The sequence below is a fragment of the Levilactobacillus yonginensis genome (genome assembly GCF_964065165.1).
Classification (GTDB): domain Bacteria; phylum Bacillota; class Bacilli; order Lactobacillales; family Lactobacillaceae; genus Levilactobacillus; species Levilactobacillus yonginensis_A.
Genome location: NZ_OZ061549.1, coordinates 488,775 through 511,673, shown reverse-complemented (window position 1 = coordinate 511,673; position 22,899 = coordinate 488,775). Strand labels below are relative to the sequence as shown.

Genomic DNA, 22,899 nt, shown 5'->3' with positions numbered 1-22,899 from the left:
AATCTTGAATTGAGGGGATTCTGATGAAAAGCTTACGTGGACGGTTAGGGTTAAGCGCCCTTTGTCTGATTATGTTTATTGTCACGTTGGATACAACGATAACAAATATTGCACTGCCAGACATCACAAAATATTTTAACGCCAGCGTAACAAATACAAACTGGATAAGCACTATATATGTTTTGGCCATGTCTGTATTTATTATCCCAGCCGCAAAATTTGGGGATCAATTTGGTCGCAAAAAGATAATGCTGTTAGGCTTAGGCCTATTCGGTATTGGTTCGCTATTATGCGGCTTATCTGAGAACCTAATTTTCCTAATTGCCGTTAGATTCATGCAAGGCATTGGCGGCGCTATTGTTACACCCATTATGATACCGCTGTCTGTTAGTTTGTTTGGTCGGGAAAAAGCCACTGATGCAGTTGGTACAATTGGTGCTGTGACAGCTGTAGCGGCTGCTGCAGGGCCGCCAATTGGTGGTCTTGTCTTGCAGTATTTTACATGGAAATATATCTTCTTTATCAACTTACCAATCGTAATTTTGACATTTGTTCTGATCACAACTTGTTTTGATGAATCCTATGACACTACTGTCTCTAAAAAAGTCGATGAATTGGGCTTAGTGTTATTCCTAGCTGGAATTGCGCAATTAACCTACGTCTTAATTAAGGGCTATGACATGGGGTGGACCTCCAAATGGAGTATCGGCCTAATAACTGGATCTGCACTTTGCATAAGCCTATTTATCCAATGGGAGCGGCATATTAAAGAGCCATTCGTGGAGTTTGGATTGTTCAGAGAAGTCACGTTTACTGCCTCAAGTTTAGTCTATTTTGTCTGTGGCTTCGCGATTATTTGTTCGTCCTTGATTTTTAACTTTTATTTGGAAACCGTGCGTGAATATACAGCCCTAAAAGCTTCCTACATTATTATGTTTATGTCCATTACGGTAATGATAGCAATGCCTTTAGGAACCAAATTACAAAAAAAGGTAGGATACAAGCCACTTATCACTTCTGGTATTGTCTTGATGGGAATTAGCTTACTTATGCTAACTCGGCTAAATCAGTCCACATCTTGGATCTCAATGGTTTCTATGATGATTATTTTAGGATTTGGGTTTGGATTAGGATGTCTATCCATTGTTTCAGCCGTTCAATTTGTATCTCAAGATAAGGCGGGGATGGCCTCTGGAATTGTTAATGCAAGCAGACAGTTAGGCACGTGTCTTGGCATTGCTTTACTGGTAGGGACCATGACTCACGCAACTAACTTGGCTAAAGACAACATTAGAAAAGATTCAAATAATGAGATTACACGCTTGGCAATACCAAAACCATTTTCAACAACAATGAAAACAGATTTGAATCATGCGCTTAATTCTGAGACAGATAATAACTTGCAAGTGACACTAAAGGCGGATTTGAAAAAGAATCAAAACAGACGGTATTCTATTGTTCAACCGCAAAATAGTAATTTAAAGAAGGTGTATAACGGCACGCAGACAATCAAATGTTCTTATGGCCGTGCCAGTAAACAATATCAGGATTCTATGGAACAATTGATTTTAGATCAGAAAAAAGTGAGTACGGCAATCGCTGATACGCAAGACACGCAGTATCAGTTGTTGTTTGAATTAATAAAAAGCAACTCGAATGGAGCAGAACAGCTATGCACTTATGAAAATGATTTAAAGCTTTTGTCTCAGCAATCAGAAACACCGGCTAATATGAAGAAAGAACAGTTACTAACGATGCTAATTGCCGTATATAAAATTGGATTAAGTCCTGCAGTTCAAACCGAATCACAATTTAAGTCTCAAATTGAATTGCTTTCTCCTAATACCAAGTCATTGTTAGTCGGTCAGCAACAATTATTAGACGGCCAGATGGCCTTATTAGCTGGACTGAAAAAGAGTGATAAACTTGTGACTGGCTTAAATCAAATCCAAACGGGTCTTTATGATATTGATCTAGAACGAAGAGTAATCAGTTATACAACGTTTCTTAGAAATTCCAAAAACACTAATCTAACAACAGCGTATACGGATACATTTTTAGTCGCAGCAATTTTTATTTTACTGTTCGCCACTGCGGGTATGTACACTGATCGGGAAGGTGAATTCCACGAAGATGCAAAAGAATAGTCTGCTACATTGGAATCTAAAGCTCACAGGGTTAAATGGATGGTTTAGCAACGAGTAAGTCAAGCGGTAACCAAACAGGTCGATGGCAACAATCGGCTTTTGACAACGGAAGTAGCGGCAATTAGACGAGAAACAAGACGATAACTCACGCAAGCCTTTATTCGGCCGTACCGGATTGCCATGCCGTTTATGGGTGTGGTGTTACTGACAATCCTTCTGTGTAGAAAGCAGTCTGATTATCTTGCGTCAAGAAGAAAGCTAAAGCAGCGTTTTCACGTTGCTTTAGAAAAAATTGTTGTGTAAAAAATGATAAGTAAACAGTAGAGCTGATGGGGAGGATTTTCTAATGACGAATACTTTAATTGTGTACGCTCATCCACAAGAGACTAGTTTAAATCATGCGATATTGTTGGCTGTAGCAGACCGATTGACTCAGGAGGGTGTGTCCTTTGATGTCTTGGATCTATACGCAGATCAGTTTAATGGACAATATACGGCCAGTGAATATAATTTATACCGTCAGGGGAAAACATTGGATCCACTGGTTAAAAGCTACGAAGCGCAACTGCGACATTGCGAACGACTCATTTTTATTTGCCCGGTCTGGTGGAATGATGTCCCGGCGATTGTGAAGGGGTTCGTTGATATGGTATTTAAGCGCAATCTATTTTACTTTGCGGGTAAACGGGGGATTCGGGGAAACATGTCGCAATTAAAGCGTGTGCAGGTTTTAACCACATCGACCTCACCAACTTGGTATTTAAAACTATTTTGTGGCAATGCCATCCGCAAGGTGTTCTTAAATGGGACATTTAAACAATTAGGAGTTAAGTCACGTTCTTGGCAGAATTTTGGTGGGAGTACCGTTAAAACGGCTAGTCAATGTCGCCATTACTTGTTGAAAGTTCAAAACGTGATTTGAGAGGTGTTCCTTCTACTTTTTACCATATTTTAACAAATGCGGGTGATGTTAGTTAGTGCAATCATCCCTTTCAGATAAGCCTTGAATGGCGTATGATAAAAGTTAAGTTGAATGATTCTAAAGGAGACCAGCAACACATGGCAGATGTTTTATTAGCGATTGATCTTCAAAATGGTGTTTGTTACGGTGACAAGCCGGCTGCGAATATGCCCCAAGTACTTGCGGGGATTAACGCGCGGATTGCAGCGTACCGTAAAGCCAAGAAGCCCATTGTTTTTGTCCAACACACGGATGAAGATTTAGTTCAAGGAACCCACGACTGGGAGTTAATTTCAGGATTGGACCATCGCGATTCGGACCCCTTAGTTACCAAGAACCATGCGAATGCTTTTTATCACACTAATTTACGACGCGTATTAACGAGCTTTGCCGCTGAGTCATTGGAGATTTGTGGCGCGCAAACTGAGTACTGTGTCGATATGACGACCAAGGTGGCCCACGGAATTGGCTACGATCTCCAAATGACCCCGGGATTAACGACTACTGTAGATAATCAATTTATGACGGCTGAACAAACCATTGCCTTCTACGAGGGTATTTGGAATCACCGGTTTGTGACAATGCTTAAAGCTTAATGAATCAGAGCTCACCGTTTATTGTGAGCTTTTTTGTCGTCCGGTAATCTCGCAAAAGAGCTGGTATCCCTCAATTTCGAAGGATACCAGCTCTTTTAGAGGCTGCTGAAAAAATACCCCGAACTATTTAGAGCGTTACCCGAATGTGAATTTCATTCGTTAAGTTTCCCTTAACAGTAGTCTGATAGATGAATCAAGTCAATATGCCGAGAATATTAAACTCGCCATTTTCGCTTAATTACTTGAAAGCTGAAATAATTAAGCTATTTTAGCGATCTCTTGCGTTAGAGTCCACATGAAGGGCTATACTGGTTCTATCAAATCAAGGCGCCAAATATGGGGGGGGAGAAATGTTATGTTGAGAAGAAGATTACTGTTAGTCTTGGGGATCGGCGTTCTGCTCGTTGGGGTGTCAGCCTGCGGAGTTAGTAAGCACCAAGCCGCGTCGGACTTACCTAATGCTAGTAAATACGAACCCACGCTGTTCTTTCACGGTTGGGGCAGTAGTTACCACGCTGAGGAACAGATGGCGCACGCGCTCGTCAACGCCGGTCTAACGAAGACCATTATGCGGGCAACCGTTTCGAAACAGGGCAAGGTCACGTTGACTGGTCGTTTCCACGAAGCTGATTATCACCCCGTTGTAGAAGTCGACTTTCAAGACAGCCGGAATAGCAGTCCGCAGCAGTGGGGACGCTGGGCCCGGGCAACGGTTGTGAAGCTTCAACACCAGTATCACATCAAAAAGTATGACGTGGTTGGTCATTCAATGGGGAATATGGCCATTATGTATGGCTTGTTGGGCAATTCAGCCAAAATGCCCAAGCTACAGAAGCAAGTCGACATTGCCGGTCATTTTAACGGAATTCTGGGTATGAATGATGAGCCCAACCGGATGAAGCTCCAACCCAACGGCAAGCCAACTAGCATGCAGCCCGAGTATCGTGCCCTGTTACCGCTCCGGCAGACTTACCCGCGGCAAACGGCGGTGCTTAATATTTATGGCGACAAGGATGACGGCTCGCACTCGGATGGCTCCGTCAGTAATGCATCGTCTCAATCCTTACGGTACCTGGTTGCCGGCCGTGCCAAGTCTTACCAGGAACGTAAAATTGTCGGTCCCAATGCCCAGCATAGTAAACTACATGACAATGTGCAGGTGAATCGGGTATTGATTAAATTTTTACTGGGAGGTAAATAGGTTATCTTATATCGGTTACGCCTGATTCTTACGAGAACCAACTACTAAAATTATTTGCGTTAGTGAAGGAGAGTCATACCTATGGAAATGACAAAAGAAGGCCTCATTGCATTCAGCAGCGCGGGCAAAAAAGTTAGTGTTGATGAGCCGTTTAACGCCCCGGGCCGCCGCAATCGGATTGTCTTTGACGCGCTGCGACACGCGGCTAGCAAGAAAATATTCGGGTTGGCCTACGAGAAAAAGGGCAGCTTGTACCTTGATTTGAAGTGTGATCCTGCCAGGATTGATGAGCTGGTTAACACGATGCCTTATATCCTGCCGGGACAGCATTTCACGAAGCAAAACTGGATTACCCTGGATATCAATCAGGTGCCATCCAAAGAGGTCTTACGGAAACTTGTTGATGCAAGTTTCCAATTGACCGATTAATTAATGGTATGATGAATACGAGTCAGATCAGTTTTTTGCAAAATGAAGGGAAGATCACACCATGCATGCGGTAGTCGTTAATCGGCCAGGTGGGCCAGAGGTTTTAGAATACACGGAGGTGCCAACCCCCACGGTTCGACCGGGCTGGACACGGGTTAAGGTTCGGGGATTTGGCATCAATCATTCAGAAATTTTTACGCGAGAGGGCAAGTCGCCTTCCGTGCATTTTCCCCGCATATTAGGGATTGAAGTTGTTGGTACGGTGGATGAAACCAGTGCACCGGATCAATTTCAAATTGGTCAAACCGTTGTTTCCTTAATGGGCGAAATGGGTCGGGCCTTTGATGGCAGCTATGCCGAATACGTTCTGCTGCCTAACGACCAGGTATACCCGATTAAGACTAAGCTAAACTGGGCCCAACTGGCGGCGGTGCCCGAGACCTTCTATACGGCGTTTGGTATCTATCAAAGCTTGCGCTTGCAGACGGGTGACCGCGTGTTGATTCGGGCCGCCACTAGTGGCGTGGGCGTCGCGGTGCTGAAATTAATGAAAGTATCCGGCTTGAATCTGTCAGTCACGGGAACCTCGCGCTCGACGCGTAAGGATAGCGCTCTGAAGCAGCTCGGGATTGATCAGGTCCTACATACGCCTGACGCTAACACTTTGCCAGCGGGTGCGGGTGAATTCGACAAGATTGTGGACTTGATGGGTCCCTCAGCCGTGCGGGATTCCCTGCAGCACACGGCCGAATGGGGCATCGTCAGCGCGACCGGGGAGCTCGGTGGCGTCTGGACGCTGGATGGCTTCGATCCCATCATGGACATCCCCAACAATCGTTATTTGACGGGATTCTATTCGGGGCACGTGGATGCCGCACGTATCCAAACCTTATTCGACTTCATCGCAGAACGCCAGGTTGATGTGACCCCAGAGCACGTCTTTACATTAGCTGAAACGCGAGCCGCTCATGAGTACTTGGCGACTAGTGAGGGGCTTGGTAAGGTTGTCGTGTTGCCGTAGATAAAGATAGGTAAAAATGGTCAACTCATATTGAGGTTGACCATTTTTTAGGTTTAAGGTGTATACTATAGAAACGGTTTTAATTGCTTTAATAAATAGCTTAAGGGAGTTTGAGATGCAAAATCTAGATTTAACCAATTTGGTGTTGGGTGCGTGGCTACTTTTCGTTGTGATCAAACGTCAGCTAGCCCCCAAGGTAGTTCGTTTTAAGATGGCATTTTTCGTACTGGTCACGCTTTTGGGAGCCGCATCAATTGGCGATGCCTTCAACAAACAGCATCTACAGATCAGTCCTTCGCAGGCGGTTGTCTTTGGTGGCTTGAGTTTAGCTAGTGCAATCGTTTTTGCCCTATTACGAGCCTGGTCCTATCGATTCTGGGTGGATAACAATGGGTTGGTCATGCGTCAGGGAAATTGGTTGACGTTGGTCTGGTGGGTCGTCGGTATCGCTGGCCACGTGGGTGTTGATCGATTATGGATTGGAAGACTTGACCAATGTGACATTCAACACGGATGACCTACCTAAGTCGTTGCGTAGTAGTCATCGTTCTTGGTCCTTTTTCCAGCTAGAATCGTTCTTAACATACAAGGCACAGACTATTCAGAGTGCCGTTGTGAAAGTCAATCCGGCCTTCACCTCACAGCGCTGTCCCAAGTGTGGACTGGTTGAGAAAAATAATCGCCATCATGATACTCACGAGTATTGGTGCTCCCGATGCCAGTATCGTTGTAACGATGACCGACTAGGGGCCATGAATATTGCAATGCTTGGTCAAGAATGGTTGAACGGTGTTAAACGACCAAAGATTAAGAAGCTAACAGCTATTGGGTAGATCCTGATAGTTAAACGGGTACCCGATGATGTTGCCATTACGAGTAGGAGTGCCTAACGGGCATATTGAACTACTGTGTTGTCAGACACGTGAGCGACAAGTCTCTGAATTCATTCAGGGGCAATTGACGTAAAGGTAGTATAGTTGGACTTCGTACATACGAAAGCATATAATGTATGTACATTAAAGGAAGGAGCGATTGTGTGTGCTTAATCCAGAAAATTTAAATGAGCCTGTTAAGTTATTTAAAAATGGGAATTCCTATGCTTTTCGACTCTCCAAAAAAGATCGTGAATTTCTAAAAGTGGATGGGGAAACTACTTTTGAAAAGATTGTTTCTCCAGATGGCAAAGAAGTTACTTTTAGAAAAATTGAAAATGCCAGGCCTAACATTTTGGAAACTGCAAATGACATATTTGATGAGCATTCTGATTTAATGAAACGACTAGAAAACCTATGATTTTTTTGACCAAGGAAGAATTTATAGGTATCAATAGGCAAATTCTCACTCGTGCGCGGAGTCAATCTTTCGGTGTGCAGTACCCACAAGGGTTAGATATTGTCGTTGAACAACCGCAGCAAGTAATATTTGGAAAAGAACTATATCCTAATATTTGGCTTAAAGTTGCGTTTATTATTCAAAAGGTTACTAAGAAGCATATTTTCTTGGATGGTAATAAGCGGACAGCACTTATTTCGGGGCTAACTTTTTTAAGAATTAATGGGCATAACGTGTATTTCAGTGATGATGAGGGTGAGAGCCTTATATTAAGTGTGACCAATAGCCCAGATAATGAAGAGATCATGTTAACCCTTGCTGAATGGTTAAAAAATCATCAAGTTTAATTGTTGCCAAAAAGTGATTGATGGGAAAGCGATTATGTCCTTGATTGTTTAGTCTTCATATGGTCCGGTTGGTAGATTCGAGGTATCAATTTTCAGGAGAAACGACTATGAATCCAATAAAAGATATCAAGATTATTAAAATTTCGAGTAAGGGTCAAATGGCTACTCCGTTAGAATTTAGAAGAAGATTAAACCTTGCCAGCGGCACACAACTGGTTATAACGCTTAATGATGAGGGTCAAATGGTTCTTCAAAAACTTCCATCCAGTCTTGATTGGCAGGAATTAACTGCGGACATTCCGGTGGAACAAGTTAATATAGATCAGGATGGCTACTACGATGTTAAGAAAACCCCCAGTTTTGATGAATGGATGCATGAAGAGTGATCGATTAATAGCCATCGAATCTAATACTAGAATCCATTTTGCAGTGAATTCTAGTTTTTGTATGTAGTGTTTTGACTGTACGAAGCGGCTATTCGTGGAAGCAACTCGTTAGAATTATTCTCATCAAGCTAGAAATAGCTTAATGCTGGAATATTTATTGTTTGTTGGGCTCCACAAATAAGGTATGATAGAAGCTGATTTGAAAGATTCCTGAAGGAGGCCATCAACATGGCAGACGTTTTATTAGTCATTGATCTTCAAAATGGTGTTTGTTACGGTGAACAGACCGCAGCGAACATGCCCCAAGTCCTTGCCGGTGTCAACGCCCGAATTGCGGCGTACCGTAAGGCCAAAAAGCCCATTGTTTTTATCCAGCATTCGGATGAAGACTTGGTACAAGGAACCCACGATTGGGAATTGATTCCCGACCTTGATTACCGTGACACGGACTCCTTAGTTTCTAAGCATCACGCAAATGCCTTTTACCATACCAACTTACGGCGGGTATTGACGAGTTTTGCTGCCGAGTCACTAGAAATCTGTGGTGCTCAGGTTGAATACTGCGTGGATACCACGACTAAAGTTGCCCATGGTATTGGTTACGACTTACAAATGACACGGGGATTAACGACTACCGTGGATAATAAATTCATGACGGCTGACCAGACCATTGCCTTTTTTGAGGGTATTTGGAATCACCGGTTTGTCACGATGTTAGAGGCTTAACGAAATCAAGCTCACTGAAGTTATCGGTGAGCTTTTTTGTTGGCCATATTTTTAGACGCCTGGCTAAGTCCCCTATGCTTTCGTTAGCTTTGAAAATAAAGCTTTCCTTCGAGCTAACTTAAAGGCTTATACTTAGGCTATCAAGTTTAGTTAACTATAGGGGGAGAAATCACATGAAAAAAAGGTGGATTGAATTTTTGGGAATCAGTTTACTGTTGTTAGGACTGTCGGCCTGTGGGGTGAGTGGCGGTCATTCAACTGCAGCCAAACTACCGAATCCTAGTAAATATGAACCAACGCTATTTTTCCACGGTTGGGGGAGTAGTTACCGTGCTGAAAATCAGATGGCCCATGCACTCGTAAATGCCGGGTTGACGAAGACAATCGTGCGGGCCACCGTTTCGAAACGAGGAAAGGTCACCCTGTCTGGCCAGTTTCGTACGGGCGACTATCATCCCATTGTCGAGGTCGATTATCAGGATAGTCGGAACTCAAGTCCTGAGCAATGGGGTCGGTGGGCCAAGGCAACGGTTGTTAAGCTACAACAAACTTATCAGACTAAAAAGTTCAACGTCGTGGGTCATTCGATGGGTAATATGGCTATTATGTATTATTTACGGCAGAATCAGGCCAATCTACCTAAACTACAAAAGCAGGTCGACATTGCCGGTCACTTTAACGGCATTTTGGGAATGAATGATGAACCTAACCGGATGAAGTTGCGTTCCAATGGGCAGCCTGAGAAGATGCAGCCGGAGTACCAGGCTCTGTTACCACTCCGGCAGACTTATCCGAGGAACCAAATTTCGGTACTGAATATCTATGGCGATAAGGATGATGGCTCTCATTCTGATGGTTCCGTCAGTAACGCTTCATCCCAGTCATTGCGGTACTTGGTTGCTGGCCGGGCCAAGTCCTACCAGGAACAGAAAATCACGGGACAAGGTGCTCAACACAGTAAGCTACATGATAATGTGCGAGTAGACCGCCTGCTGATTCATTTTCTACGGAACTAGGGGTTGTGAAGATCTAGTAAAGCACTAATATCTTAGACTACATAACACCATTGCATTAGTGAAGAGGAGGCATACTTATGGAAATGTCAAAAGAGGCCCTCATTGCATTCAGTAGCGAGGGCAAGAAGGTTAGTGTTGATGAGCCGTTTAACGCCCCGGGGCGCCGCAATCGGATTGTGTTTGACGCGTTACGACACGCGGCCAGCAAGAAAATATTTGGGCTCGCCTATGAGAAAGATGGCGCTTTGTACCTTGATTTGAAATGCAACCCCGGAAACATTGATGAACTCGTTGATACGATGCCATATATCTTGCCAGGGCAGCACTTTACAAAGCAACACTGGATCACCCTGGATATTAGCCAGTTACCATCAAAAGAAGCTTTGAAGAAACTCGTTGATGCAAGCTACCAATTGACTAATTAACGTAAGCTTGAGCTTAACACGACTCAGTTGGTCATCAAGCTGAGTAGAAGAAAATGACAAGTAGAATGTGTTTTCAATTTAATAGGAAACTCGTAAACTAAGCGCACAGAAAAATGACTAACACCGTGAGATCATGCGGAGTTAGTCATTTTGTGGCATCCTATCCTAATTAGTAAAGTTTTGTGGGTGTTTTGATTTTTGAAAGTTCTTATCAGTAAAACTTGATTAAACCACCAACTGCTGGGATACCAATCAGCTTGGCATAATGGATTCGCATGACTATGAACCAACGCCAAGTGTTGCTAGAAGGTTTATGGTGCTGATGTGGTAGTTGCAAACGGTGTGGGCTATGATGCGTGGATGAACAAGCTTGCGGATGGTGGCGATGGTACTTATATCAAAGTCGGCAATGATTCACTCGGCAAAGAGGGTGGCGATAACCCGCGCTTGTGGTACCGGCCATCAACCATGCCAATTTTAGCGAAGGCACTAGCAAAACAATTTGCCAAGAAACAGCCAGAAAATAAGACCTACTTTGAAAAAAATGCGGAGAAGTACATCAAGTCACTATCTGGAATTAACAAGGAGATTCAAAGAATTAAGAAAATGAATCTTAAGATGACTCAGAAGCAGGTTTACGTCAGCGAACCAGTTTTTGATTATGCCGTTAACGCACTCGGATTCAAGGTTGCCAATCAGAGTTTTGAAATGGCAGTTGAAAACCAAAGTGATCCAGCGCCAAAGACAATTTCAAAGATGCAAGATGGGTTAAAGAAACACAAAATAGCCTTCTTTGTCTTTAATGAACAGGTGGATAGTAAGTTGGTCAATAATCTAGTGGACATGTCTAAGAAGAATAAGATACCAGTACTCCCAGTTACAGAGACCCTGCCTGCAAATAAAGATTATGCTGAATGGATGATCAGTCAGTATCAGCAGCTTGCAAAGATTTTACAGTAAGGTAAAGTTGCCTTACTCTCTATATCGGTGATGTTCAGAATGAAGTCAACAAGAGCCAGATTTCCGTTTCCAGGAAGTCTGGCTCTTCAAATTCGTCAGCTGTTTTTACTGGTTGATAATTACATTTTCTCCAGCCCATGTCGCTGTTCCTCATCAATGATATGGGTGTACAGTCCGGTCGCACTGGTTGAGTTCTGTCCTAACTGAGTGGCCACGAGCTGTTCGTTCTTGGTGGCCAGGTAGAGTTTTGAGGCTAACGTGTGACGGAGCTTGTGCGGTGTGATACGGACCTTAAACGCAGAGGAATACTTGGCCACCATTTTTTCCATGGAATTGGCCTGCATGCGCGATGCTTGGCCGCGATAGCTACTGAGAAATAGGGCCCGGTCACCGTTGGTAGCGTGATAAATTGCCGTTCGGTGGTCGACGTAGTCTTGAATGTAGGTCAACGTCCATGGCGCAATCGGCACCGTATCCCGTTGACCACCCTTACGGACCACGCCAATCGTGCCCGTCTTCAGGTTCAGATGGCGCAAGTCAGCATTGGCGGCCTCAGAGACACGCAAGCCACTACCTAACAGCAGGGCGTTGATGGCCAGGTCCCGCTGTTTATCCCGGTGAAAATACCGTTTCTTAGCCGGCGACAATAGATCGTCATATTTTTCATCGATAAAGGCCAGATAATCATGATCCGTGTCGCCCAGCATGAGTTTGGTTTTCAGGTTGGCAGCCCGTGTCGCGTAGGTCTCACTGGTTCGTACCAGAGCAATCTTGTGCATCACGTTACGGTCGAAGTAAGCTTCACCGTGCTCGTCTTCGGTGTCTTCCGTTAGGTACTTGAAGAGCGATGAGAGGGCGTTTAATGAGCGGTTGATGGTTGGATGGGTTCGACTACCAGGGGCACCTGTGAGCTTAGTTTGATTCAACAGGGCAGACTTGTATAGCTCAACGGTTTCCTTCTTTAAGGTGGCCAGCACCTGAATATCAATGTCAGCAGGGTGGCCGGCCGGCGTCAAATCTTCACTGATCAGCCAGTTGAAGAAGCGGCGGTATTCGGTTAGGTACTGATAGAGGGTGGCTGGAGACAGGGGCACTGTCGCTTTGGCTTGGTAGTATTCCTGGACGTACCAAGGTGCAGTGGCCAACTCTTCGCTAATTAATTTTAAGTAATGTTGTTTCTCCATAGAAGTGGCCTCCAAACATATGTTCTCATATGCTATATGATACCGGTGAATGACCAAATTAGCAAGCCCCCCGCCTTATTTTTAGCGACTACTATCTTTAAAATATTTGTTTTAATGAAAGTAGTGACCTGAATAGTACCGGTATGACCTGTAGGGTCAGTTAGCATGCTGGAGTAAAAAATGGACGTAATGCCTGTTATATAGGCGTTCTTCGGTGTTTGAGCTACAAGCTTATATTGGTTGAAGAATAGTGTTATTTACGGTACGTTCAAATCTTGCTAAATACTGGTACAGTAGCAGTTGTCGGGCGTTTAAGCTACTTAAGCATGTTGGATGAAATCAGTAATTATCAAGCTATAATCACTGTAGCAACAGTATTTAGGCACATAACACGTCACGCATGTTGTATCATATTCAAGAAAAATAGCACCTAAACATCAACTCGGACGGCGTTTAACAAAATCCCAGCTAACCAGTCGTTGATGCCAACGTTAGCAATCGGATCTGTCAAACTATTTGGAAACTCTAGCTGACCAGCTCAGCAACTGCCATCACTGAGCTGGTCAGCTAGTAAGTTTTTGATTATTGTTTGGTAGTCCGTATGTGTCTGGTACTTTGGCTTAAGAACCGACAGAAATGGCACAGAACCAAGTGCTGCTGGGTGCGACTGTCAAAACGTGATTTTGGACGTTGATTCTAAGCACACGTTCAGACTTTAGACGGAGACCTGACCATGAAATTAACGGAGAATGCGCCTGTAAATTGCCAGTTTTGGCTGATTTTAACCGATAAATAGGTTTGCTGACAGACCGTAGCGCTTAATCGAAATTAAACTAATTTGGCTACAAACAGACGATTACATCGGTAAGTCGATGGATAAGCTCAGTCAGCGGTGACTCAAACAATTTTCTGAGCATCATAATCAGTCGACACACGGATGTCGTCAGTAACTTGCTGTGCAACTTAGCTGCTATGTTTTTTAGCAGCAAGTATATAAGTAACGTTGCAAAAAAATAACAACACATGTAAAAGAAAGGGAATGGTCATTCTTCAATTATAAATCGAAAATTTATTCTACTTTACATAATATATATTATCGAAAGTAGACCCAAAAGCTAGTCTCAGACTCATCAACCTTAATTAGCAAGAAAAAATCAGCAAATTGAAACGCTAACTTACAACGTCTCAATTTGCTGATTAGTTTTACGTTATTTGATTAGTGTGAGCTCTCGTAGGATTTGTTTCGTCAGTGGCGTTAGATTTTCTGGTAACCGCTGCAGGTCAAAAAATTTGGCTGAGCTAGTCTCGACGTTATCCGGCTGTGCTTCACCAGTCACCGTTAACGCATAGACAACTGTGACTGAATCAATCGGATCGCCGTTTGGATACGTGTATTGCATGCCTGAACCACTGGCGACCGTCATGAGTTTGGCATCAGTTGCGATTAAGCCAGCTTCCTCCCGTAATTCACGCCGTGCCGTGTCCTCAACACTTTCATTGAGTTCCTTGGACCCGGCTGGCAGTCCCCAAAGCAAATTATCTGTGCGTTTGATCAACAAGAGTTGCTGCTGACGACAAACGACCGCTGCGGAACCAACCACAATTAAGGGTTCCTGACCAACTTGTTGCCGTAAATGACGTACATATCCCACTACAAACACCATCCTTTACCCATAATTGTAGCATACAGAATGGGTATTAACGCCATTTATTTTGGATAAAGTCTTGGCGACCACCCATTTCTTCAATCTGATAACGAAATGGATTACGTTTGTAGAAGTCCTGATGTTCCTCCTCAGCGGGATAAAACGGCTGTGCATCCTCAATCGTCGTGACAATCGGATCATCGAAGCGTTCACTGGCTGCCAAGCGCGTCTTAGAAGCTGCTGCTACCCGACGCTGCTCAGGACTATTAACGTAGATAACTGGGCGGTAGCTGTCACCACGGTCTTGGAACTGACCGCTGGCGTCCGTGGGATCAGTTTGTCGCCAATAAATTTCAACCAGTTGCGCGTAACTGATGATGGCCGGATCGAATGTAATCTTAACAGCTTCGGTATGGCCGGTGGTGTGGCTCGCAACCTCAGCGTAGGTTGGATTAACGGTATGCCCACCAGTATAGCCGGAGATAACGGATTCAATGCCTGGTTGTGTATCAAACGGTTGGACCATGCACCAAAAACATCCGCCAGCAAAAATAGCTGTTTCAAGTTGACTCATCGACTCACCCTTCCTGTTTAGTTAAAGAGTTGCTCAAAATCATGATAACCTTTAGATTCTAACTCACTGGCTGGAATAAACTTCAGCGCTGCGGAGTTGATACAGTAGCGGAGACCACCGGCCTCTGTGGGACCGTCGTTGAAGACGTGCCCGAGATGGGATGCGGCGTCGGTACTTCGGACTTCTTGTCGCACCATACCGAACGAGTGATCCGTGTTTTCTTTGACGTTGGCCGCGTCGATCGGTTTGGTAAAGGATGGCCAACCGCAACCAGCGTCATACTTATCGGTGGAGCTAAACAATGGTTGACCACTCACTACGTCGACGTAGATACCAGGTTCGTAAAATTGATCGTACTCACCAGTGAACGCCGCCTCTGTGGCCGCGTGCTGGGTAACGGCGAATTGTTCAGCCGTCAGTCGTTTCTTTAAATCTGCCTGATTCTCTTGAGATGCCATTCAGATTCCTCCAATCAATTGTGCACAACTAATAAGCTTATTCCTAGTTTAAGCTTGTTTGTCAAAATTACAACTAATTTGATTAAAAAAACGTTACCATTGAGAGCTCGGCCCCCATGGTAACGTTCTAAAGTCCTAACTTGCTTCGCCAGCCGGTAACTTGTAACGGAGCTTAACGGCTTGGATATCCACTTTCTGGATTCCCTCATCGCGGTTGCGGTAGTACATGACACTCTTTCTGGATGGGTTGTGACCTAAGCCCATCGTGTGGCCTAATTCGTGTTCAGCTACGTGTAAATCGTCTGAACGTGAATAGCCGTATTCCTGCAATAGCTGGCCGTTTAAGGTCGACTTTACAGACTTCAAGTAGTCATTTCTAGACCAGAAATCAGTCAACCCAACATCTTGACCCATTGATACAGATTGAGACTGCGAAGCCGTCGACAATTGAATTTGGGCGTGGGCCGCTGAACTTTGTTTGAAATGAAACGCGCCGGTCTTATTCCAAGCAGCGATGGCGCCTTCCCAGATTCGCCGGTAATAAGCGGACTTGGTGTTAATCACGTACGTGGCGTGGTCACTCGCGAAGCGTTCCGGACCAAATGGTGTGGCAGTCGTTGCCAGAGCAACAATATTCCCGACCTGAGTGAGTAACAGACCAACAGCGATAACTGCGGTAAAAATTCCCCGGTACCAGTTTTTTGTCATGCATATTTCCCTCTCCCTTGAAGGAGATGCCTAACGACTACCATCGACCCGTATTATAGCGAATCTTATTTTAGGCGGGTAAAAAAAACACCTCCGACCGGTTAAAAACTGGCGAGAGGTGTTCGTTAGATCGTAAATTATCTTAAATTAGCCTTCGAAGGCAGCAGTCAGTGGTGGTACCACTTGCTTCTTCCGGGAAACAACGCCTGGTAAGCTAGCCCGGTTGTTCTCCAGCTTGGTGTTAAAGGCTGTTTCAACAGCACTCTTAGGTTCACCGGCAACGATGAGTTCTGAGTCGCTGTTCAAGACGTTGGTAGCCAAGGTAATGAACAAGTCGTAGCCGTCAGCGGCCATTTCAGCTTGCATTTCCTTTTCCAAACCAGCTTGACGGGACAAAACGTCGTCTAAGTCGACCGTGTTGATTTGGCCGATCCGTACGCTCTTACCACCCATGTCGAATGATTTAGCGTCACCATCGATGAGTTCTTTGTCAGACTTGGCTGCCAGGTTAGTCCCAGCCTTTAACATTTCGATACCGTAGCTTTGAACATCCACGTCAGCAATTTCAGCCAAGGCACGAACTGCTTCGCGGTCCTTGTCAGTCGTCGTTGGGGATTGTAATAACAACGTATCTGAAATGATAGCGGAAAGCATCAAACCAGCTAACTTAGCTGGAATTTCGATTTTTTCTTCGTCGAACATTTCGGTCAAAATCGTGCTGACACAGCCAACGGGTTCTGCCCGGTAGTACAAAGGCAACTTTGTTTCAAAGTTGGCGATACGGTGATGGTCAACGACGTGGGTAACCGTCACCTTGTCGATGTCTTCAACACTTTGCTGGGCCTCGTTGTGGTCAACTAACATAACGTGGTCAACTTCGTTAGAAGCAGTTTTGATGACCCGTGGCGCTGGTTCGTCGAAGTGATTTAACACGAAATTAGTTTCCATGTTAGGTTCGCCCAAGGCAACGGCTTCAACATCCAGTCCCTTTTGGGTTTGGAAGTAGGCGTAAGCCTTAGCGGCAACGATTGCGTCCGTATCTGGATTTTGGTGACCGAAAATTAATGCTTTACTCATTAGATAGAACTCCTTTAACAAATAATATTTTTAGGTTATTGGTTCCGAAGTTGTTTGAGGCGAGAAATGTAATCGTCGGTATGCAAGTACCGGTCAAACTGCGCCAAGAAGTGACTAATGCGGGGGATCTCTGCCTTACCCTTCCGGAAGACGAAGGCCAAGTCGAACCGAATATTTGGATCGAAATGAGCCGTCCAGGTATTGGGTAAGTCGTCCTGCCCAATCATAAACGAATTTGGTAATGCAGTCGCGGATTGCGTCTGCATGGAGAAATGGAGTAGCTGGGTCGGTGTGGTAAAGTTCGCCACACTCTTGGGAAAATCAGCAAGTTGATTCTTGTAGGCTTCATGCAACGTTTGGTTCAAGTAGTATCCATCTGGATACATGGCCCAAACGTTCTCAGTGGTGTCCTTGAACTTGATTCGCCGCTTTTTGGCCAACTGTTCATCGTGGTGAATGAACAAGAGGTCATCGGAGATAATTTTCTTCGATTCATACGGTTTCCAGTTCTTAATGGAATCATCAGGCAGGTACATGATGGCCAAATCAATCTTGTTGTTTTCTAGACGCTCCCAAATTTCTTTCCGGGTTAGCATGTGGAAGGAAATTTTGAGATCCGGATTGTTCTGATACGACAGAATGGCAAAGTCCTCAAAAACAGCATCTTCCATAGACGCCAGTAACCCGATGTTGATTTCACCTTGCGTGGCACTGGTCGATTGTTGAATCTCGTCAGTGGCTTGGTTGAGAATGCCATAAATCTTGTGCGTCGCGTCAAGCATAGTATATCCGGCATCGGATAACCGCAGTTTCTTACCGACTGAATAGAATAATGGTGCGCCCACCGTTCGTTCCAGTTTCTTAATTTGCTGCGTTAATGCTGGTTGCGTGATGCCTAAAATCTGGGCAGCCTGCGTATAGTTCATCGTCTCAGCAAGCTGTAGGAAATACGTCAGGGTTTTTGAAGAAAAAATGCTTTCCTGCTTCGTCTTCATCCGCTTTTGCTCCTTATCATTGTGACGGGGTCCGTTAAATAACGTCCTGCCAACTAATGGTTACTATTACTGTATATGATAGGCCGTTTACACTAAAAGCGCAACGATTTCTGCTCGCAAAGTCTCACAGATTGTCTTATTCCAAGACTAGTTCCGTCGGTTTGAGGCGTAACTGAACTGGTGTCCCCTCAACGTCGGTATCCACAACGAACGAGCCGTTAGAGTAACGACCACTGAGTGGATGCTCGGTTGGTAAGACATCGTGAGTCCGTTCTCTATCCGTCAAAATCTCCAAGGCTGGGTTCCCCGCTGGAATTGTCATGAAGTCGACGACTCGGTGCGGTTCACGCTTTAATTCATGCAAGACGACTACTCCCCGACGAGCCCGACTCGTGACTGACAATTCCTTCATTGCCAATCGTTTGAAGGCCCCCCGCTGGGTAACCATGGCAATTGTATCACTATCCGTGACCATAGCTAGGTTAACGACCTCATCGTCGTCGCGTAGATCCATGGAGCGGACACCGGTGGTCCGGGCCCCGTTGATGGAAACTTCATCTAAGGTGTAACGCAACGCGTAACCGTTCTTGGAAATTAAAAGAATGCCTTGTTCAACGGGTTCCGTCAGGTATTTGACCTGGACGACGTGGGCGTCCGGACTCTTCAGCTTCTCGTAGACTGCGGCGCGACTCTTATACGTCCGACCTGGTGTCAGGTCCTTGAAGGCGGTCTGCTTGATGTACCCATCACTGGTTGCAATCAAGAAGTGACCGGTTTCCTTCAATGTCTTAAAGGCGTAAGTGGCCACAATTTCTTCATCAGATTCTAAGCCGATGGTTTGAGAAATATGTTCGCCGGTTTCTTTCCACTTCACATCACTTATTTCGTGAACGGGCCGGTAAATCAGGTTCCCTTTGCTAGTGAACATCATTAGGTGATCCAACGTGCTCAATTGTTGCATGAAGATTGGGTAATCCTCATCTTTAAGCCCGTTGTCTTCAGGGTCCGAAGCCGTATAAGAACGAACACCGGAACGTTTCAGGTAACCATCGTGACTCACTAAAACAACGACGTCTTCGTCGGCAACCGTGACGGTCGTCTTGATCTTCAGGTCTTCAATCTGATCTTGAATCTCAGTCCGACGAGGGTTTCGGTATTCCTTGGCAACGGCCTTTAATTCTTTCCGTAAAACAGCGTTCAGCGTCTTAGGGTCAGCCAAAATCTTCCGGTCTTCTTCGATAGCGGCTGTGAGCTTGTCAGATTCGGCTTCTAACTGCGTCACGTCGGTGTTGGTCAACCGGTAGAGTTGCAGGGCTACAATGGCGTCTGCTTGCTTCTCAGAGAAATCGTAGGCACTAACCAGGTTGTCCCGTGCATCACGCCGGTCCTTACTGGCCCGGATAGTTTTGATAACTTCATCAAGAATCGACAAGGCCTTGATCAACCCTAAAACGATGTGTTGCCGGTCCAGTGCCTTTTGTAGGTCGTACTGGGTCCGCTTAGTAATCACCGTGCGTTGATGCTCTAGGTAGGCTGTCAGAATAGTCTTGAGACCCACGTGTTCTGGCCGTTGGTGGTTGATGGCCACCATGTTGAAGTTGTACGTGATTTGAAGCTCAGTGTTCTTAAACAAGTAGTTCAAGACCCCCTGAGCGTCCGCATCACGTTTGAGTTCAATGGCAATGCGTAACCCTTCACGGTCAGTTTCGTCCCGGACTTCGGCAAGGCCTTCAACCTTTTTGTTTAACCGAATTTCATCGATTTTTTTGACCAGTTGAGCCTTATTGACTTCGTAAGGGATTTCTGTCACCGTAATCTGGCTCTTGTTCCCACGGAGTGGTTCAATCTTCGTCTTGGACCGCACGACGATCCGGCCCCGACCAGTTTCGTAGGCCTTGATGATGCCGTCTTTCCCTTGGATGATCCCGCCAGTTGGAAAGTCTGGTCCCTGAACATACGTCATTAGTTCAGCTAATTCAGCCTTGGGATGACTTAGGAGGTAGACTAAAGCGTCAACAACTTCACCCAAATTGTGCGGTGGAATCTCGGTGGCGTAACCCGCTGAAATCCCAGTGGATCCGTTGACCAATAGGTTGGGGAACCGGGCTGGCAAGACGGTAGGCTCGTACTCAGTATCATCAAAATTGAGGACCATTTCCACGGTATCTTTATCGATGTCACGGAGCATCTCGCCCGCCAGTTTACTGAGGCGGGCTTCCGTATACCGCATGGCAGCTGCGGGATCCCCGTCCATGGACCCGTTGTTCCCGTGCATTTCGACGAGGGGTTCCCGAACCTTCCAGTCCTGGCTCATTCGTGTCAGAGCTTCATAAATGGAACTGTCACCGTGGGGGTGAAAGTTACCCATGACATTTCCGACAGACTTAGCGGACTTGCGGAATCCCTTGTCGTAGGTATTGCCGTCCTTGTTCATGGCAAACAGAATTCGCCGTTGAACGGGCTTTAAGCCGTCCCGAATATCGGGAAGCGCCCGTTCCTGAATGATTGATTTGGAATAACGACCGAACCGGTCGCCCATAACTTCTTCCAACGTTAGCTCTTGAATTTTTTGTCCTTCACTCACGAATTAATTGCTCCTTTCACCGGAATTTTGATTAATCAGTTGATGAGGTTGATGAGTCATTTTCTAACAAACTCGAGTTGTCTTCCTCTAAGGTAAATTGAACGTTGTTTTCAATCCACTTCCGGCGTGGTTCAACCTTGTCGCCCATCAATGTCGTGACCCGGCGTTCTGCCAAAGCGGCGTCATCGATTTGAACGCGAATCAAGGTCCGGTTATCAGGATCCATGGTCGTTTCCCACAACTGTTCGGCGTCCATTTCCCCTAACCCCTTGAACCGCTGAAGGTTATACCCGTGGTTCTTGATTTGCTTAGTTTTTTCGGCGAGTTCGTCGTTAGTCCAAGCGTACGCAATGTCTTGGTTCTTCCCAGTCCGTTTGATACGGTACAACGGTGGCAAGGCAATGTAGATCCGGCCAGCGTCAATCATCGGCCGCATGTACTTGTAGAAGAACGTCAGCAAAAGAATCTGGATATGGGCACCGTCATCATCGGCATCGGTCATGATGATGACCTTATCGTAGTTGGCGTCCTCAATGTTAAATTCGGCCCCAACACCAGCACCGATTGTGTAGATCATGGTACTGATTTCTTCGTTCTTCATGATGTCGGGTAGTTTGGCCTTCTCGGTGTTCAAGACCTTCCCCCGTAATGGCAGGATGGCTTGGAACTTCCGGTTCCGGCCCTGCTTAGCTGAACCACCGGCGGAATCTCCTTCGACTAAGAATAGTTCGTTCTTGGCTGCGTTCTTAGATTGGGCGGGTGTTAGTTTACCAGAGAGGAGGCGTTCGTGCTTCTTATGCCGCTTCCCATTTCGGCTTTCATCACGCGCCTTGCGAGCAGCTTCACGCGCTTGCCGGGCCTGCGTGGACTTCTTGATCAGCATCTTTCCGAAGTCCCCATTTTCCATGAGGTAGTAGCCAAGTTGTTCGCTGATCACGCTGTCGACGATTGTCCGTGCTTCAGGTGTCCCCAGCTTTTCCTTCGTTTGACCTTCGAATTGTAGGAGGTTTTCGGGCACACGAAGAGAGATGACGGCTGAGAGGCCTTCACGGACATCGGTTCCTTCCAGATTCTTGTCGCGCTCCTTCAGCAGGCCAACCTTGCGGGCGTATTCATTGAACGCTTTGGTCCACCCACTTCGCATACCAGCCTCGTGTGTACCACCGTCCTTGGTCCGGACGTTGTTAACGAAGGAGAGCAGATTTTCGGTGTAGCCATCGTTATACTGAGCAGCGACTTCAACCTCGATACCATCCTTACTGCCATCAAAGTACATGACGTCGCCTAACGTATCTTTGTCTTCGTTAAGGTACCCAACAAACTCTTTGATACCGTCTTCAAAATGGTAGGCTTCTTCACGTTCTTGACCCTCGCGTTCATCAGTCAGGGTAATCTTGACACCTTTTAGTAAGAAAGCAGATTCCCGTAACCGTTCCGCTAAAGTGCCAAAATTATAAACGGTGGTCGTAAAGATCTGACTGTCCGGTTTGAATGTTAGCGTGGTCCCGTTATGAGCCCGAGTGTTGCCTAGCTTTTTCAGGGTACCTTGGGGATGACCCCCGTCTTTAAATTTTTCTTGATACCGTACGCCATCACGGACAATCGTGACCGTAAGTGCGCTGGAGAGGGCGTTGACCACAGAAGCCCCGACCCCGTGAAGTCCCCCAGAGGTCTTATACCCCCCCTGGCCGAATTTCCCACCGGCATGCAGCACGGTAAGAATGACTTCTGGCGTTGGAATTCCTGAGGCGTGCATGCCGACTGGCATACCCCGCCCATGGTCAACGACCGTAATACTATTGTCCTGGTGGATGGTCACGTTGATTTCCTTACCATAGCCAGCCAGAGCTTCATCGACGGCGTTATCTACAATTTCGTAGACCAAGTGATGCAGACCCCGGCCGTCGGTTGACCCGATATACATACCAGGACGTTTACGAACAGCTTCCAATCCCTCCAAAACCTGAATGGAGGAATCGTCATATTTTGGTTTTGCTTTCGCCATGCGTAAATCCCCTTTACTTTTAGTCGTTAAAAATACAAGTTACAGTGCTTCTCTAGTTTACCTCAAAGCGAACATATGTTCAAATGGTTCGTTCAGTGCCGCCCTGATGGTATCCAGTAAC

The 22,899-nt window shown here is 45.7% G+C and carries 23 protein-coding genes and 1 pseudogene; 15 read left to right on the top strand and 9 right to left on the bottom strand.

The features are described 5' to 3' along the window. The first annotated feature begins 23 nt into the window (after positions 1–23). The 15 genes and pseudogenes from AB3Y94_RS02495 to AB3Y94_RS02425 all read left to right on the top strand — a co-directional run. Positions 24–2,147 (top strand): MFS transporter, encoded by a 2,124-nt coding sequence (locus tag AB3Y94_RS02495; RefSeq protein WP_367294983.1) that lies wholly within the window; start codon positions 24–26, stop codon positions 2,145–2,147. 346 nt (positions 2,148–2,493) lie between these two features. Further along, entirely contained in the window at positions 2,494–3,069 is a 576-nt protein-coding gene (locus AB3Y94_RS02490) for an NAD(P)H-dependent oxidoreductase (RefSeq protein ID WP_020088620.1), read from the top strand. A 137-nt stretch (positions 3,070–3,206) separates the two neighbouring features. After that, positions 3,207–3,704 carry a cysteine hydrolase family protein gene (locus tag AB3Y94_RS02485; RefSeq protein WP_367294982.1) on the top strand — a complete coding sequence of 166 codons (498 nt, stop codon included), beginning with the start codon at positions 3,207–3,209 and terminating at the stop codon, positions 3,702–3,704. Between the two features lie 355 nt (positions 3,705–4,059). After that, entirely contained in the window at positions 4,060–4,905 is an 846-nt protein-coding gene (locus AB3Y94_RS02480; RefSeq protein WP_367294981.1) for an alpha/beta hydrolase, read from the top strand. Between the two features lie 81 nt (positions 4,906–4,986). Beyond that, positions 4,987–5,334 (top strand): MmcQ/YjbR family DNA-binding protein, encoded by a 348-nt coding sequence (locus AB3Y94_RS02475; RefSeq protein ID WP_367294980.1) that lies wholly within the window; start codon positions 4,987–4,989, stop codon positions 5,332–5,334. A 61-nt stretch (positions 5,335–5,395) separates the two neighbouring features. Then, positions 5,396–6,355 (top strand): alcohol dehydrogenase catalytic domain-containing protein, encoded by a 960-nt coding sequence (locus AB3Y94_RS02470; protein ID WP_367294979.1) that lies wholly within the window; start codon positions 5,396–5,398, stop codon positions 6,353–6,355. Between the two features lie 115 nt (positions 6,356–6,470). Then, positions 6,471–6,872, top strand: coding sequence for a hypothetical protein (locus AB3Y94_RS02465; RefSeq protein ID WP_367294978.1), 402 nt, complete (start codon positions 6,471–6,473; stop codon positions 6,870–6,872). Further along, positions 6,853–7,188, top strand: a complete 336-nt coding sequence (locus tag AB3Y94_RS02460; RefSeq protein WP_367296470.1) for a zinc ribbon domain-containing protein — start codon at positions 6,853–6,855, stop codon at positions 7,186–7,188. Before AB3Y94_RS02465 ends, AB3Y94_RS02460 begins: the two co-directional genes overlap by 20 nt. 205 nt (positions 7,189–7,393) lie before the next feature. Beyond that, entirely contained in the window at positions 7,394–7,648 is a 255-nt protein-coding gene (locus tag AB3Y94_RS02455; RefSeq protein WP_367294977.1) for an AbrB family transcriptional regulator, read from the top strand. Beyond that, complete coding sequence (locus AB3Y94_RS02450) at positions 7,645–8,034, top strand: type II toxin-antitoxin system death-on-curing family toxin (protein WP_367294976.1); 390 nt, start codon at positions 7,645–7,647, stop codon at positions 8,032–8,034. Before AB3Y94_RS02455 ends, AB3Y94_RS02450 begins: the two co-directional genes overlap by 4 nt. A gap of 107 nt (positions 8,035–8,141) precedes the next feature. After that, a complete protein-coding gene (locus AB3Y94_RS02445) occupies positions 8,142–8,420 on the top strand; it encodes an AbrB/MazE/SpoVT family DNA-binding domain-containing protein (protein WP_367294975.1) in 279 nt (92 codons plus the stop codon). A 228-nt stretch (positions 8,421–8,648) separates the two neighbouring features. Beyond that, entirely contained in the window at positions 8,649–9,146 is a 498-nt protein-coding gene (locus AB3Y94_RS02440; protein ID WP_367294974.1) for a cysteine hydrolase family protein, read from the top strand. 173 nt (positions 9,147–9,319) lie between these two features. Continuing rightward, positions 9,320–10,162: an alpha/beta hydrolase gene (locus AB3Y94_RS02435; protein WP_367294973.1), complete on the top strand. Its 843-nt coding sequence runs from the start codon at positions 9,320–9,322 to the stop codon at positions 10,160–10,162. Positions 10,163–10,239: 77 nt separating this feature from the next. After that, entirely contained in the window at positions 10,240–10,587 is a 348-nt protein-coding gene (locus AB3Y94_RS02430; RefSeq protein WP_367294972.1) for an MmcQ/YjbR family DNA-binding protein, read from the top strand. A 321-nt stretch (positions 10,588–10,908) separates the two neighbouring features. Next, positions 10,909–11,547, top strand: a pseudogene (locus AB3Y94_RS02425) (zinc ABC transporter substrate-binding protein); the annotation flags it as partial. Positions 11,548–11,666: 119 nt separating this feature from the next. On the opposite strand, the gene xerS reads toward AB3Y94_RS02425, so the two are convergent. From xerS to parE, 9 genes are all read right to left on the bottom strand, one after another. Next, positions 11,667–12,731, bottom strand: coding sequence for a tyrosine recombinase XerS (gene xerS, locus AB3Y94_RS02420; protein WP_367294971.1), 1,065 nt, complete (start codon positions 12,729–12,731; stop codon positions 11,667–11,669). Positions 12,732–13,939: 1,208 nt separating this feature from the next. Continuing rightward, positions 13,940–14,383 carry an NUDIX hydrolase gene (locus tag AB3Y94_RS02415; RefSeq protein ID WP_367294970.1) on the bottom strand — a complete coding sequence of 148 codons (444 nt, stop codon included), beginning with the start codon at positions 14,381–14,383 and terminating at the stop codon, positions 13,940–13,942. Positions 14,384–14,429: 46 nt separating this feature from the next. Next, entirely contained in the window at positions 14,430–14,951 is a 522-nt protein-coding gene (msrA, locus tag AB3Y94_RS02410; RefSeq protein ID WP_367294969.1) for a peptide-methionine (S)-S-oxide reductase MsrA, read from the bottom strand. A gap of 17 nt (positions 14,952–14,968) precedes the next feature. Continuing rightward, positions 14,969–15,409 carry a peptide-methionine (R)-S-oxide reductase MsrB gene (gene msrB / locus AB3Y94_RS02405; protein ID WP_367294968.1) on the bottom strand — a complete coding sequence of 147 codons (441 nt, stop codon included), beginning with the start codon at positions 15,407–15,409 and terminating at the stop codon, positions 14,969–14,971. A gap of 135 nt (positions 15,410–15,544) precedes the next feature. Further along, the gene (locus AB3Y94_RS02400) at positions 15,545–16,117 is read right to left on the bottom strand and encodes a matrixin family metalloprotease (protein ID WP_367294967.1); all 573 of its coding nucleotides are present in this window, start codon (positions 16,115–16,117) and stop codon (positions 15,545–15,547) included. A gap of 147 nt (positions 16,118–16,264) precedes the next feature. Next, entirely contained in the window at positions 16,265–17,194 is a 930-nt protein-coding gene (locus AB3Y94_RS02395) for a manganese-dependent inorganic pyrophosphatase (protein WP_367294966.1), read from the bottom strand. A gap of 35 nt (positions 17,195–17,229) precedes the next feature. Next, entirely contained in the window at positions 17,230–18,189 is a 960-nt protein-coding gene (locus AB3Y94_RS02390; protein ID WP_125681333.1) for a LysR family transcriptional regulator, read from the bottom strand. A 136-nt stretch (positions 18,190–18,325) separates the two neighbouring features. Beyond that, positions 18,326–20,773, bottom strand: a complete 2,448-nt coding sequence (parC, locus tag AB3Y94_RS02385; RefSeq protein WP_367294965.1) for a DNA topoisomerase IV subunit A — start codon at positions 20,771–20,773, stop codon at positions 18,326–18,328. Positions 20,774–20,804: 31 nt separating this feature from the next. Continuing rightward, entirely contained in the window at positions 20,805–22,778 is a 1,974-nt protein-coding gene (gene parE / locus AB3Y94_RS02380; RefSeq protein ID WP_367294964.1) for a DNA topoisomerase IV subunit B, read from the bottom strand. Between the last annotated feature and the right edge of the window lie 121 nt (positions 22,779–22,899).

Bases quoted from the DNA above. Each gene is read 5' to 3' on its own strand.
- AB3Y94_RS02495 (WP_367294983.1), top strand. From the start codon at position 24: ATGAAAAGCTTACGTGGACGGTTAGGGTTAAGCGCCCTTTGTCTGATT.
- AB3Y94_RS02490 (WP_020088620.1), top strand. From the start codon at position 2,494: ATGACGAATACTTTAATTGTGTACGCTCATCCACAAGAGACTAGTTTA.
- AB3Y94_RS02485 (WP_367294982.1), top strand. From the start codon at position 3,207: ATGGCAGATGTTTTATTAGCGATTGATCTTCAAAATGGTGTTTGTTAC.
- AB3Y94_RS02480 (WP_367294981.1), top strand. From the start codon at position 4,060: ATGTTGAGAAGAAGATTACTGTTAGTCTTGGGGATCGGCGTTCTGCTC.
- AB3Y94_RS02475 (WP_367294980.1), top strand. From the start codon at position 4,987: ATGGAAATGACAAAAGAAGGCCTCATTGCATTCAGCAGCGCGGGCAAA.
- AB3Y94_RS02470 (WP_367294979.1), top strand. From the start codon at position 5,396: ATGCATGCGGTAGTCGTTAATCGGCCAGGTGGGCCAGAGGTTTTAGAA.
- AB3Y94_RS02465 (WP_367294978.1), top strand. From the start codon at position 6,471: ATGCAAAATCTAGATTTAACCAATTTGGTGTTGGGTGCGTGGCTACTT.
- AB3Y94_RS02450 (WP_367294976.1), top strand. From the start codon at position 7,645: ATGATTTTTTTGACCAAGGAAGAATTTATAGGTATCAATAGGCAAATT.
- AB3Y94_RS02445 (WP_367294975.1), top strand. From the start codon at position 8,142: ATGAATCCAATAAAAGATATCAAGATTATTAAAATTTCGAGTAAGGGT.
- AB3Y94_RS02440 (WP_367294974.1), top strand. From the start codon at position 8,649: ATGGCAGACGTTTTATTAGTCATTGATCTTCAAAATGGTGTTTGTTAC.
- AB3Y94_RS02435 (WP_367294973.1), top strand. From the start codon at position 9,320: ATGAAAAAAAGGTGGATTGAATTTTTGGGAATCAGTTTACTGTTGTTA.
- AB3Y94_RS02430 (WP_367294972.1), top strand. From the start codon at position 10,240: ATGGAAATGTCAAAAGAGGCCCTCATTGCATTCAGTAGCGAGGGCAAG.
- xerS (WP_367294971.1), bottom strand. From the start codon at position 12,731: ATGGAGAAACAACATTACTTAAAATTAATTAGCGAAGAGTTGGCCACT.
- msrA (WP_367294969.1), bottom strand. From the start codon at position 14,951: ATGAGTCAACTTGAAACAGCTATTTTTGCTGGCGGATGTTTTTGGTGC.
- msrB (WP_367294968.1), bottom strand. From the start codon at position 15,409: ATGGCATCTCAAGAGAATCAGGCAGATTTAAAGAAACGACTGACGGCT.
- AB3Y94_RS02400 (WP_367294967.1), bottom strand. From the start codon at position 16,117: ATGACAAAAAACTGGTACCGGGGAATTTTTACCGCAGTTATCGCTGTT.
- AB3Y94_RS02395 (WP_367294966.1), bottom strand. From the start codon at position 17,194: ATGAGTAAAGCATTAATTTTCGGTCACCAAAATCCAGATACGGACGCA.
- AB3Y94_RS02390 (WP_125681333.1), bottom strand. From the start codon at position 18,189: ATGAAGACGAAGCAGGAAAGCATTTTTTCTTCAAAAACCCTGACGTAT.
- parE (WP_367294964.1), bottom strand. From the start codon at position 22,778: ATGGCGAAAGCAAAACCAAAATATGACGATTCCTCCATTCAGGTTTTG.